The sequence below is a fragment of the Proteus sp. G4380 genome, assembly GCF_963885725.1.
Taxonomy (GTDB): Bacteria; Pseudomonadota; Gammaproteobacteria; order Enterobacterales; family Enterobacteriaceae; genus Proteus; species Proteus mirabilis.
The window spans coordinates 48,403-61,797 of record NZ_CAWPAV010000053.1 but is presented as its reverse complement, the minus strand read 5'-3'; the positions used below and the strand labels follow the sequence as shown (position 1 = coordinate 61,797).

The following is a 13,395-nucleotide window of genomic DNA, read 5'->3' as shown; positions in this document are numbered from 1 at the left end:
ATAATAATTAGGCGTTTATTCATGTTAATTCCTTATTCACCCCACACAATATGGAAGACCATTTGTGCGACTTTGCTATTAAGCTTGGCGTTTTTCTCACAAGCAGAGCAGGACGATTCTGTGGAATTTAACATTCATATGCTAGACGCGGAAGATCGCGATAATGTCGACCTTTCACGTTTTTCTACCTCAAATTATATCATTCCGGGTATGTACTATTTAGATATTCGTCTAAATGGTCGCGACTTTCCTCGCCAAAATATTAATTATATTGAAGTAGCAGATAATCATTCCGTGGCTTGTATCGACCCTACTCTTTTAAAAAAGTTAACAATCAACCAAGAAAACCAAAAATATATCAAACAAATATCACCAGATTGTTTTGATATTAGCCAATTACCCGGTATCTCGATTAAAAATGATGGTGGTGTACTTGATATCACGTTACCGCGCTCATTAATGAAATATGAAGAATCTGATTGGACACCTCCGGAGCTTTGGGATAGCGGGGTCTCTGGGCTTATTTTTGATTATACATTAACAGGAACGTCAACTCGACCTAATAAAGGCAATAATAACAATACCTTAACTGGTTATGGCCAAGCGGGATTAAACTTGGGTGAATGGCGTTTAAGAGCTGAATATCAAGGCAATTATTCTTCTGAATATTCATCTAACAATCGTTTTGATTGGAACCAAATTTATGCCTATAAGCCATTACCAGATCTCGCAGCCAAACTAACGGTTGGGGAAACTTATTTAAACTCTCAAATTTTTGATAGTTTCCGTTTTACAGGAGCCAATTTACAAAGCGATGAGAGAATGTTACCCCCTTCTCTCCAAGGCTATGCACCTGAAATTCATGGCATCGCCAATACCAATGCAAAAGTGACGGTAACCCAAAATGGACGTTTAATTTATGAGACAACCGTACCTGCTGGCCCTTTCGTGATTAACCATCTACAAAATACCGTACAGGGTCAACTCGATGTTAGAGTTGAAGAGCAAAATGGTAAGATTAACGAATTTCAAGTGCAAACCGCTAATTTGCCTTATATGACTCGCCCAGGATCTGTGCGTTTTAATACCTCACTGGGACAGTCATCCGTGAACAACCATAAAATGCAAGGCCCTCTTTTCTATCAAGGGGATTTTTCATGGGGAATGAATAATACATGGTCTCTCTATGGTGGTGCTTTACTTACCGCTAAAGATTATAACGCATGGTCTTTAGGTATCGGCCATGATATGGGACGTTTTGGTACCCTTTCTGGTGATATTACACAGTCTTATAGCAAAACCTATGATAATGAAAAAATCAATGGGATGTCTTTTAAACTAAACTATGCAAAAACTTTTGATGAGTACCACAGTACCATTACCTTTGCAGGTTATCGTTTCTCAGAAAAAACATTTCGCTCTTTTTCTCAGTATATTGATGAGCGTTATAACGGCATCAATAATAATGGCTATGAAAAAGAAATGTACACCATTACCGGTAATAAAACTTTTTGGGCAGATGATGCAGAGAAATCGACCACCCTCTATCTCTCTTATCGTCACCAAAATTATTGGGATAAAAATACTCAAGAGCAGTATGGTGTCACAGTAAGTCGCAATTTTTCCATTATGGGGATTGAGCAAATCAATACCAACTTGTCAGCATTTCGTACCCAATATAAAGGGAATACTGACGATACGCTCTCTTTTAATATTTCACTACCATTAGGAAGTGGTCGCAATATTGGTTATAACTTGCAAGATAACAATGGCAAAGTGACACAAATGGCCTCTTATGCTGATAATCGTGATTATAATAATTTATGGCGCATAAGAGCAGGCTTAAGTTCGGATAAGAAAGCCAATACCGATGGTTATTATCAACATCGTTCTCAGTATGCAGAAATCAATGCCAATGCAAGCTATCAACAAGATAATTACTTAGCAGTGGGCGCAACGATAAAAGGCGGTTTTACTGCTACTCGTTATGGCGCTGCATTACACAGTAGCAGTATGACCTCTAGCACCGCAAGAATAATGGTGGATACTGATGGTGTTGCAGGGGTGCCCTTTAATGGTCAAAGCACGACTACGAACCGCTTCGGCATTGGTGTACTAACCGACTTAACAAGTTATAACAATGTTGATGCACGTATTGACGTCGATAAGATGGATCAAGATATCGAAACGCGTAAAGCCATTGCTTCAACAACCTTAACAGAAGGTGCCATTGGTTATTACCAATTTCCGGTTCGTCAAGGTGAACGCTTAATGGCTGTCTTACAGACAACTGATAATAAATACCCTCCTTTTGGTGCAGAAGTCACCAATCAAAAAGGGGAAAGTATTGGTATGGTGATGGAAGAAGGCCTTGTTTATATTGCGGGTGTTAACCTTAATGAATCATTAAATGTAATTTGGAACGGTAAAACACAATGTTCAATTACCATTCCCGCGGAAATAACAGATCCCTTAAAACATCAATCGCTCGTTTGTCAGGGTCGTTAACAAATAAAATTAATAATGAGAGATAATTAACATGAACTCATTCAGCACACTAAAAACACTATTTTGTGGCTCTTTGCTGGCACTGAGTCTAGTGAATCCAACACAAGCGGGTGTTTCACTAGATAGAACTCGTATTGTATTAACGGGTAATGAAAACTCAGCCAGTGTTAATTTAAAAAATACCAGCCCTGATATTCCTTTTTTAGCGCAATCTTGGGTTGAAAATGAAAATGGGCAGAAGATCTCTTCACCCTTAGTGGCACTTCCACCGTTACAACGCCTTGATGGTGCTCAAAAAGGCGTAGTTCGCATTACAAAAACAGCTGAAGTTGGGCTATTACCTCAAGATAGAGAATCACTGTTTTATTTAAATGTGCGTGAAATTCCACCCGCACCAAAACAAGCCAACGTATTACAGATGGCGATGCAGTCACGCATTAAATTATTCTATCGCCCTAGTGCCATAGTACCTGAAAAACCGGGAATGGTTTGGCAAGATCAACTGGTGTTTAAAAAACAAGGTAATAAATTTATTGTTAATAATCCAACCCCTTATTACATCACCATTATCTCACTTTCTAATAAATTAAATGGTGAGGATAGCGATAAATTAACCACCTTCCCCGGATTAATGGTTGCGCCAAAAGCTTCACTGGATATACCAGTAAAAACCAGTAACGTTAATCAGTTTTATATGATGTATGTAAATGATTACGGTGGACACCCAGAGCTCAAATTTGTATGTCAGCAAGATAGCTGCAAAGTAGCCCCTAAAGATCAACAACCTAAATATTAATGAACTCGGATGCCGGTAGGAATAAAATGATCCTCAATAAAAAAAACATTCATTCCAAATCAGTAATGCTATTTTGTGCCGGCATTGTTTCTTTAATGCCGTTGCACGCAATTGCTTATTTACAAGGTGAAGTGAGAACCAATGGTGGCCCTAATATTTTCTATGCAGTATTAGATCACACCACCTTTCCTAATAACAAAGCGGGAGAATTAGCAACAGTAAACTTTTCGTTGCCTGATCGCTATGATGGGACAGTATATTGTCCTAACTCACGTATCTATGATCGTGCATTAACCTATTTTAAAGCAACGACTGATTTACCCCCTGTTGGTAATAACTTTTATCAATTAAATGAGTATGTTGATATCAAAATTAATTTTGAAATTTGGGGGCCTAATCCTTTACCCACAGTGCCCTTTTCTGACATACCTAATAATAGAAATAACCAACAAGGTTGCAGAGTACCCTCTTCACCTAAACCGCATATTTCCTCAGGAAGTAGCGGTCAACTCACTTTCCGTTTAAGAAAACCCATTATTAATGGTGTCAGTCTTAATGGGCAATCTCTTGCACAAATGTATGCCATGGTAAGTCACAGCGGTGCGCCAAAAACCTATGGCTCAGAGCCCATTTCTAAATTAGTGATCACCTCGGGGATCATTACCACTAAAGATAAATGTATCTTTAATAATGGTTCACCAATTACCTTTGACTTTGGTAATGTGGGAAATACCTCTGATTATCTCAATGGGCAAAACTACAAAATTACTCGCAACATCCCCATCAAATGCGAAGGGGGAAGTTTTACCGATCCTAATAGCAGAATAATGTTTAAAGTTCAGACTGGTAGCTCAGGTATTGCGAGTTTTGATTCTAATTACCTTGGTACAACAGGCTCTGTAGATAGAAGTAACTTAGGTATCGTATTAAGAGATAAGTCAGGTACGATTATCCCACCTAACCAATATTTTTCAGTTGGCAAACTCAATAATTTCAACGGAAATTGGGAAGTAAGTGCAGCCCCCATAGCCAAAGCGGGCAGTAAAATTACTGAAGGTGAGTTTTCAGCTCATGCGACACTCATTGCGGAGTTTATGTAATGAAAAACAGCATAATAAAGTCAGCTATAACTTGCTTGTTATTGCTCTCTCCGAACACTTTTGCTGCCACTGATATTATTGGTGGAGAGATGGAATTTAAAGGTGTTGTTGTTGCACATGGCTGTACGATTGTTGCGGGAGATGAAAATAAAGTTATTGATTTCAAACAAATATCTGCAAAAGATCTCTATTCACTACAAAAAAGCAACCCCGTTGCTTTTAGTATCAGTTTAGAAAATTGTAGCCAAGATATTTATAAAAGTGTCACTATCACATTAGATGGTCAAGCGCATTCAACAATGCCCAATCATATAGCCGTTACTGGGAGTGGCTCAGAAGATCCGAAAAGTATTGGTATCGCTTTTACCGACAAGGCACATAATATTATTGAATTAAAAAAACCAAGTGCTCCTCAACAGCTTAATAATAAACGGGTACAATTTGATTTTATGGCCTATGTTGAAGCAACATCATCAGCTATTCAAAATCAAACGATACTCACAGGACCATTTCAAGCACAAGCAACCTATACACTCAATTACCAATAACAATTAAGCCAAATAGATGCTATTTGGCTTTCTCTTGTATGATTAAGCCTTGAGTAATTAAACGTTGCTGTTGTTTCAGTTGTTTTTTCTCTGCCCTTCTCATCTTAAAAAACTGGCTCAAGAGTTGTGCGCACTCCTCACCTAAAACACCCGATGTTATTTCAACTTTATGGTTCATTCCGGGATGTTGCAAAATATCAATAAATGAGCCTGCGGCACCTGTTTTTAGATCAGATGCACCATAGACCACTCTTTTTACACGGCTATGCACAATTGCTCCAGCGCACATAACGCAAGGCTCTAACGTGATATATAATGTGGCGTCAAGTAGGCGATAATTCTGTAGATGTTTCCCACCTTTACGCAATGCCATAATTTCCGCATGTGCAGTAGGATCATTATCAATAATGGAGTGATTCCAACCTTTAGCAATGATTTTATTATCAGCGACTAACACGGCTCCTACAGGAATTTCACCGAGTTGTTGTGCTTTATATGCCTGCTCAATCGCTTTATGCATCCAATAAATATCATCTTTAATTTTATTCACAAGAACATCTCTTCATTATTATACAGCGCGGTATTGTAGCCTGTTTTAGATTGATAACTAAAGATATTAGCGTGTGAAATGTTGTAAAAGATATTCCCCTCTGCAACATCAATATATTTAGAATCTTTCACGTATATGATAATCTCACACTCTTTTGTATATAATTGTGTATTTATTTTGTGTGGCAGTGCTCTATTATTTGTAGTAACACTGTCAATTTGCAGTAAAAATACAACCAATAAACTAAAAGTAACATATAAGTGCAAGATATAAGTTACTGTAATTTAATAATTTATATATTAAGTGACTGATATGGCTTTACTAATTACGAAGAAATGCATCAACTGCGATATGTGCGAACCCGAATGTCCTAACGATGCCATTTCAATGGGGAATGATATTTATGAAATCAATCCTGATCTTTGCACTGAATGTGTAGGACATTATGATAAACCGACTTGTCAGTCGGTATGCCCTATCACGAATACAATTATCATCGATCCTGCTCATACTGAATCGCAAGATGAATTATGGGAAAAGTTTGTACTGATCCACCACGCTGACAAAATCTAAGCAAACGCAATCGGGAATAAATTTAAGCGTTATTTTTCTAAAATAACGGTTGCACAGGCGTAACGTTGCTCATCAGCCAGTGTCACGTGAATAGCATTTATTCCCGCTTTTTGCGCCATCTCTTTTGCCACAGCTAAAAAGTGCAATGTTGGTTTACCTAATTCATCATTAGCGACTTCAAAATGGTTAAATGCCAATCCTAAACGAATGCCTGTACCTAATGCTTTGGCTGCGGCTTCTTTTACCGCAAATCGTTTAGCTAAAAAACGAACGGGTTGTTTATGTGATTGATATATAATCCATTCATTATCAGTAAGAATACGTCGCGCGAGGCGTTCTCCTGAACGCCCTATTATCTCTTCAATACGTGATATCTCAACGATATCCATACCTATACCAACAATAGCCATTAGCGACGCGCTTCTCTCATTAGGCGTTTCATTTCTTCAACGGCTGGTGCAAGCCCACTAAATATCGCTCGACCAATAATCGCATGACCAATATTGAGTTCATAAAGTTCAGGTAATGCAGCAATACGTTGTACATTATGATAATGCAAACCATGACCTGCATTGACTTTTAAACCTTTAGACGCTGCATAGGTTACCGCATCACGAATGCGAACAAACTCCTTCTCTTGAGCCTGTTCATCTTCAGCGTCAGCATAAGCACCTGTATGAATTTCAATAAAAGGTGCACCGACACGATCTGCTGCATTAATTTGCTCATGGTCAGGATCAATAAATAAAGAGACTTTAATCCCCGCTAATGATAAACGTTTAATCGCATCAGCCACTTTCTCTTCATTACCCACCACGTCTAAACCACCTTCTGTGGTCACTTCTTGGCGTTTTTCAGGCACTAAACAACAAAAGTCAGGTTGAGTTTGGCAAGCAATCTCAATCATCTCTTCTGTTACCGCCATTTCTAAATTTAATCTTGTTTGAACCGTTTGGCTGATCAGCATTAAATCACGATCGGTAATATGACGTCTGTCTTCACGTAAATGAATAGTGATCCCATCAGCACCCGCTTGTTCCGCAATAAATGCCGCTTGAACCGGATCGGGATAAGTTGTGCCACGGACATTACGTAGGGTTGCAATATGGTCAATATTAACGCCAAGTAGAATATCAGACATGCTCTTCTCCTGAAAAATAACGTTGTATTACCTTAGTTTACACATTCCATAGAGAAGAAAAAGACAATATTATTTATCCTCTATCAATACGCTTTTTTTCGCACACTTTTTAATAGCAAATTGCCGAAACAGCTCTCTACTTTTTAATGGTTTTCCACCTAAATAAGGTTTCAAGGCCATTCGTGTAAACCTTTTTGCTGCTTTCAATGTGCCAGCCGTAGGAAATTCTCGTTTTGCCAGCGATTTTAATTCCAATCCAGTAAAACTATAGTGATCAACCACCAAACTGGCAATAAAGCCTTTTTCTTCTCGGTATCGATAAGTCATGGTATCAGAAACAGGTTCACCACTTCCTGCACAATGCAAAAAGTCTAGGCCATAACCCAATTGCGTTAATAACGCTAATTCAAAGCGCCTTAGAGCAGCTTCTGGAGTAGTTTCACTGGCAGCAAGGATTTGCAAACAAGATAAGTATTCGAAAAAAAGCGTGCTATATGATGTGCCATTTTCCAAAACACGAGAAAGTAATTCATTAAGATACAGACCACTGTAAAGTACTGTGCCTGTTAATGGTAATGCTAAAGAGATAGGCTCAGCATCACGGAGGGTTTTTATCTCACCTCGCCCACTCCAACGAATGAGCAAGGGAGTAAAAGGTTGAAGAGCTCCTTTTAAAGGAGAGCGACGGCCGCGCGCACCTTTTGACAATATGCGCACTCGCCCTTCATTCTCAGTGAAAAAATCGAGCAATAAACTCGTTTCACTGTAAGGCCGAGCATGGATAACAAATGCACGTTGCCAGCCTTCCACTTCAGTAACCTACTATTTTAAATCGTCCACATAGCCAAGGCTACGTAAAGCACGTTCATCATCCGCCCAACCCGCTTTTACTTTCACCCAAAGTTCAAGATGAACTTTGTTTTCAAATAAATCTTCCATATCCATGCGGGCTTCCGTACCGATTTTTTTGATTTTAGCGCCTTTATTACCAATCACCATTTTCTTCTGGCCTTCACGTTCAACCAGAATCAAACCGTGAATATCATATCCACCGCGATCGTTAGTAACAAATTGTTCAATTTCAACCGTCACAGAATAAGGTAATTCTTCACCTAAAAAGCGCATCAATTTTTCACGAATAATTTCTGACGCCATAAAACGTTGAGAGCGATCAGTAATATAATCTTCTGGGAAATGATGAATGGCTTCAGGTAAACAGTTACGCACTATTTTAGCAATAGTATCGACATTCATGCCTTTTTCAGCACTAATCGGCACTACATCTAGAAAATCCATTTGTTGACTTAAAAAACCAATATGTGGCAGTAACTTGGTTTTATCTGTAACGTTATCAACTTTATTAATCGCTAATAGCACAGGACAACGTAGTGATTTTAATTTGTTTAATACCATTTCGTCATCAGGCGTCCAATTGGTTCCTTCGACAACGAAAATAACCAGTTCAACATCACCAATAGAGCTACTTGCTGCACGGTTCATTAAACGGTTAATGGCTCGCTTTTCTTCAATATGCAAGCCTGGGGTATCCACGTAAATAGCCTGATATGCACCATCAGTATCAATACCCATGATACGGTGACGGGTGGTTTGTGGCTTACGTGAAGTAATAGAAACTTTCTGCCCCAATAATTGGTTCAGTAATGTTGATTTCCCTACATTAGGGCGACCGACTATCGCAATAAATCCGCAATAGGTTTGTTCTTCGCTCATTCAAGCTCCAATTGTATTAATGCCTGTTCAGCAGCGGCTTGTTCGGCTTTACGACGGCTTGTACCCATCCCTTTAACAGGTTGGTCGATACCGCTTATCTGACAATGGATCGTAAACTCTTGGTCATGAGCTTCACCACGTACTTGTACAACAACATAAGAAGGTAGTGGTAAATGACGTCCTTGCAAATATTCTTGCAAGCGAGTTTTAGGATCTTTTTGCTTATCACCCGGACTGATTTCAGCCAAGCGATTCTCATACCATTTTAAGATGATATTTTCGATATTTTGAATATCACTATCAAGAAAAATAGCACCAATTAACGCTTCTACTGTGTCGGCCAAAATAGATTCGCGACGAAAACCACCGCTTTTTAATTCTCCCGGCCCTAACCGTAAACATTCACCGAGTTCAAATTCACGTGCTAGTTCAGCGAGGGTATTACCTCGCACTAAGGTTGCACGCATCCGGCTCATATCCCCTTCATCGACACGAGGGAAACGATGGTAAAGCGCATTAGCAATGACATAACTTAGAATTGAATCACCTAAAAATTCTAAGCGTTCATTATGTTTACTACTTGCACTACGGTGAGTAAGTGCCTGTAAAAGTAATTCGTTTTGTTTAAAAGTATAACCCAGTTTTTTTTGTAACTGGTTAACTAATAGAGTATTCATGTGCGATCAATTTCCATTACTTAATTTGAAGCACACGCAACAAACCTGTTTAAAAACAACGAGATATTATCGGGTTGAATAACAGAACTGTTGCGTTTGCACTGGCTCCTGTTTATACAGGAGCCAATCATGTTTAAAGAAGTGGCATATTCTACACTGAGATAGAAAGGAATGCTGTAGCTATTTTGTTAAAAATTACTTAATGCCACCAATACGGCTGAAACGAACACCTGTAGGCCATTCATTTTCTTGTTTCTCGAAGCTCATCCAAATCGTTGTGGCTTTACCGACTAAGTTTTGCTCAGGCACAAAGCCCCAGAAACGACTATCTGAACTACCATCACGGTTATCACCCATCATAAAATACTGACCTTCAGGGACAATCCACGTACCTTGAGGTAATCCCGGTTGAATAAATTCAGGTACAGTAACATCTCCCGGAATAGTCATAATACGATGAGAGACATCACCAATCGTTTCAATTCTCTCTTCTTGGCGAAATTGCGTAGCTGTAGAAATTGGCTCTTCAATCGGAATCGATTTCATACCGCTAATACGTTGACCACCAGGTACACTTTGTAACAGTAATGTCCATTCACTAGGATACGCTGTACCATAGGTTACCGCTATTTCATCATCACATATTGCTTTATTACAATTTGGGTAAATGTGTAATTTCTTCGACGTCATGTCATACACTATTTTATCCCCCGGTAAACCAATCACCCGTTTAATAAAGTCAGTTGATGGATCACGTGGGTATTTAAATACCGCAATATCACCACGTTTAGGTTTACCCGTACTAATCAAGGTTGTTTGTGTAATAGGATCTTTTAATCCATAAGCAAATTTTTCAACCAAGATGAAATCACCGACTAATAAAGTCGGCATCATCGAACGAGATGGGATCTGAAACGGCTCATACACAAAGGAACGCAAAATCAATACAATCGCCAATACAGGAAACAGAGAGCCTAATGTCTCTGCCCAGCTTGGTTTATTAATCGATTTTGCTAACTCTTGCTGATCCTCACTTCCCTGCGTTAACTCTTGTAAACGTTTTAACTTCGCTTTACGGGCTGGCTTTAATTTAAAACGATCTATACACCAAAAAATACCCGTAATTAGCGTTGCCAACGTTAGGATCAAGGCAAACGTGCTAGCCATATTTTCTCCTTAAATTATTTATCTTTACCAACATGCAGTATGGCTAAAAACGCTTCTTGTGGTAACTCGACATTACCAATTTGCTTCATACGTTTTTTACCTTCTTTCTGTTTCTGCAACAGTTTTTTCTTACGGCTAACGTCACCACCATAACATTTAGCTAATACGTTTTTACGTAACTGTTTAACAGTTGAACGAGCAATAATATGATTGCCAATTGCAGCTTGGATCGCAATATCAAACTGTTGACGTGGAATGAATTCTTTCATTTTTTCCACCAACTCACGTCCACGATACGGTGCGTTATCATTATGGGTGATTAATGCAAGTGCATCGACTCTCTCACCATTAATTAAGACATCAACACGTACCATGTTGGAGCCTTGGAAACGCAGGAAGTTATAATCTAACGAAGCATAACCGCGAGAGGTTGATTTTAAACGGTCAAAGAAATCTAATACCACCTCAGCCATCGGAATTTCATAAGTTAATGAAACCTGATTACCATGATAGACCATATTAGTTTGAACGCCGCGTTTTTCGACACATAAAGTAATCACATTACCTAAGTATTCTTGCGGTAGTAACATATGACATTCCGCAATAGGCTCTCTGATCTCTTCAATATTGTTCAGTGCTGGTAGTTTTGATGGGCTATCAACCATGATGATATCACCATTGGTCATTTCCACTTCATAAACTACTGTTGGTGCTGTGGTGATCAGGTCAAGATCATATTCACGCTCTAAGCGCTCTTGGATAATCTCCATATGGAGAAGGCCTAAGAAACCACAACGGAAACCAAATCCTAATGCGGATGAACTTTCCGGCTCATAAAAGAGTGACGCATCATTTAAGCTTAATTTTCCTAATGCATCACGGAATGATTCATAATCGTCAGAACTGACCGGGAATAACCCCGCATAAACCTGTGGTTTGACTTTTTTAAAGCCCGGTAATGGTTTGTCTGCAGGCTTCTGTGCGGCTGTTAATGTATCCCCAACAGGTGCACCAAGAATATCTTTAATACCGCAAACTACCCAGCCTACTTCACCACAACTTAGCGATGTTGTATCAACTTGCTTAGGCGTAAAAATACCAATACGGTCGATATTATAAACTTGCCCTGTACTCATCACTTTGATTTTATCGCCTTTGTTGACTTTACCGTTTTTGATCCGGATAAGTGAGACAACACCAAGGTAATTATCAAACCAAGAGTCAATAATAAGTGCTTGTAGAGGCGCGTCAGGATCGCCTTCTGGCGCAGGTATTTCTTTCACCAGACGTTCAATCACTTCTTTTACACCCACGCCGGTTTTAGCAGAACAACGCACTGCATCGGTCGCATCAATACCGACAATATCTTCAATCTCTTCAGCGACACGCTCAGGCTCTGCGGCAGGTAAGTCAATTTTATTCAATACCGGAACGACAGTAAGATCCATATCTATCGCCGTATAACAGTTTGCTAATGTTTGGGCTTCAACCCCTTGCCCTGCATCGACAACCAGTAAAGCACCTTCACAAGCGGCAAGAGAGCGAGAAACTTCATAAGAGAAGTCAACGTGTCCTGGCGTATCGATAAAGTTAAGCTGATAAACTTCACCGTCATCAGCGGTATAATTGAGTGTTACGCTTTGTGCTTTGATGGTGATACCACGCTCACGCTCAAGATCCATAGAATCAAGAACCTGCGCAGCCATTTCACGATCTGTTAAGCCACCACAAATTTGAATAATTCGATCTGATAGCGTCGATTTACCGTGGTCAATATGTGCGATAATGGAAAAGTTACGTATGTTTTTCATTCTGAAATTATTTTTCTCTATTGCTTTGCTCTATAAATCTGGCTTTAGCGTCGTTCATGGACACAAAGCGAAAACTCTATATTGCAGGAGTTATGATTGATGACGCATTCTACACACTAGAGACATTATACTCAAAGAAACGTTCATCAAACACAAACATTTATGATAAAGCTTACCTTTATTTATGCATCGTAACTGCACTTTCACTAGATAGAAATTTGATTTTTATCTATTAATAAAAAAGATCAGCACCATAAAATAAGTTTAATAACAAAAAAATGGAGCCTATGCCCCATTTTTTATCATATTCATTCTTTATCATTATTCTTGATATTGTACTTGCAATTCATTAGGTGGAAGTCCTATTTGTAAAATAATAGGTTCAAATCCTTCATCTTTACTCCACCAGCGGGCAATATTTTTAGCTAATAAAAAGCCTAACACTCCCCCCACTAAACCACTACAAAAAATAGCCAACTCACTAGAAAGCCACAGACTGGCTATCCCTGCAACGATAAATAATCCCAGCAAAGGAGTAAGGTAAACCAACATAGCGGAGCGAAGTAAACTATTTTCTGGGATACCAACTTCCACTTTTTGCCCCACCACTAAAGGTTGTTCAACAGGAAGTTCTAACTGATGAACAGTTTCAGGGCCTATTTTATTTAATAAATAAGAGCCACAAGCTGCTCGAGCTTGGCAACTCCCGCAACCGGACGATGAGCCATAACGTAGTAAAGCCCTCCCTTGTTGCCAATGTACGACTGTTGCCCACTCTTTAACCATAACTTAT

The 13,395-nt window shown here is 39.1% G+C and carries 14 protein-coding genes; 5 read left to right on the top strand and 9 right to left on the bottom strand.

What is annotated here, in order from left to right:
* The first annotated feature begins 21 nt into the window (after positions 1-21).
* Genes AACU98_RS04895 through AACU98_RS04880 form a run of 4 tightly spaced genes read left to right on the top strand, consistent with a single transcriptional unit; the run spans position 22 to position 4,952 of the window.
* Positions 22-2,508 carry a fimbria/pilus outer membrane usher protein gene (locus AACU98_RS04895; RefSeq protein ID WP_124725064.1) on the top strand — a complete coding sequence of 829 codons (2,487 nt, stop codon included), beginning with the start codon at positions 22-24 and terminating at the stop codon, positions 2,506-2,508.
* 31 nt (positions 2,509-2,539) lie between these two features.
* Positions 2,540-3,304, top strand: a complete 765-nt coding sequence (locus tag AACU98_RS04890) for a fimbrial biogenesis chaperone (protein ID WP_036970969.1) — start codon at positions 2,540-2,542, stop codon at positions 3,302-3,304.
* 26 nt (positions 3,305-3,330) lie between these two features.
* A complete protein-coding gene (locus AACU98_RS04885; protein WP_004248451.1) occupies positions 3,331-4,404 on the top strand; it encodes a fimbrial protein in 1,074 nt (357 codons plus the stop codon).
* Complete coding sequence (locus tag AACU98_RS04880; RefSeq protein WP_004243880.1) at positions 4,404-4,952, top strand: fimbrial protein; 549 nt, start codon at positions 4,404-4,406, stop codon at positions 4,950-4,952. The genes AACU98_RS04885 and AACU98_RS04880 overlap by 1 nt, the downstream gene beginning before the upstream one ends.
* Positions 4,953-4,971: 19 nt before the next feature.
* Here the strand turns inward: AACU98_RS04880 and tadA are convergent, their stop codons facing one another.
* A complete protein-coding gene (gene tadA / locus AACU98_RS04875; protein ID WP_161735627.1) occupies positions 4,972-5,502 on the bottom strand; it encodes a tRNA adenosine(34) deaminase TadA in 531 nt (176 codons plus the stop codon).
* Between the two features lie 312 nt (positions 5,503-5,814).
* Here tadA and AACU98_RS04870 point away from each other — a divergent pair, with 312 nt between their 5' ends.
* Positions 5,815-6,075, top strand: a complete 261-nt coding sequence (locus tag AACU98_RS04870) for a YfhL family 4Fe-4S dicluster ferredoxin (RefSeq protein ID WP_004243886.1) — start codon at positions 5,815-5,817, stop codon at positions 6,073-6,075.
* 29 nt (positions 6,076-6,104) lie between these two features.
* Here the strand turns inward: AACU98_RS04870 and acpS are convergent, their stop codons facing one another.
* The 8 genes from acpS to rseC form a co-directional block, all read right to left on the bottom strand.
* The gene (gene acpS, locus AACU98_RS04865; protein ID WP_004243887.1) at positions 6,105-6,485 is read right to left on the bottom strand and encodes a holo-ACP synthase; all 381 of its coding nucleotides are present in this window, start codon (positions 6,483-6,485) and stop codon (positions 6,105-6,107) included.
* Positions 6,485-7,216, bottom strand: a complete 732-nt coding sequence (gene pdxJ / locus AACU98_RS04860) for a pyridoxine 5'-phosphate synthase (RefSeq protein ID WP_161735625.1) — start codon at positions 7,214-7,216, stop codon at positions 6,485-6,487. Before pdxJ ends, acpS begins: the two co-directional genes overlap by 1 nt.
* A gap of 69 nt (positions 7,217-7,285) precedes the next feature.
* A complete protein-coding gene (recO, locus tag AACU98_RS04855) occupies positions 7,286-8,026 on the bottom strand; it encodes a DNA repair protein RecO (RefSeq protein ID WP_004248456.1) in 741 nt (246 codons plus the stop codon).
* Positions 8,027-8,038: 12 nt separating this feature from the next.
* Positions 8,039-8,947, bottom strand: coding sequence for a GTPase Era (gene era, locus AACU98_RS04850; protein ID WP_004243892.1), 909 nt, complete (start codon positions 8,945-8,947; stop codon positions 8,039-8,041).
* Positions 8,944-9,624: a ribonuclease III gene (rnc, locus tag AACU98_RS04845; RefSeq protein ID WP_004248457.1), complete on the bottom strand. Its 681-nt coding sequence runs from the start codon at positions 9,622-9,624 to the stop codon at positions 8,944-8,946. Before rnc ends, era begins: the two co-directional genes overlap by 4 nt.
* A 195-nt stretch (positions 9,625-9,819) precedes the next feature.
* A complete protein-coding gene (gene lepB, locus AACU98_RS04840) occupies positions 9,820-10,791 on the bottom strand; it encodes a signal peptidase I (RefSeq protein ID WP_004248458.1) in 972 nt (323 codons plus the stop codon).
* A gap of 14 nt (positions 10,792-10,805) precedes the next feature.
* Positions 10,806-12,602, bottom strand: a complete 1,797-nt coding sequence (gene lepA / locus AACU98_RS04835) for a translation elongation factor 4 (RefSeq protein ID WP_004243894.1) — start codon at positions 12,600-12,602, stop codon at positions 10,806-10,808.
* 321 nt (positions 12,603-12,923) lie between these two features.
* Positions 12,924-13,388 (bottom strand): SoxR-reducing system protein RseC, encoded by a 465-nt coding sequence (gene rseC / locus AACU98_RS04830; RefSeq protein WP_004243895.1) that lies wholly within the window; start codon positions 13,386-13,388, stop codon positions 12,924-12,926.
* Positions 13,389-13,395: the final 7 nt, after the last annotated feature.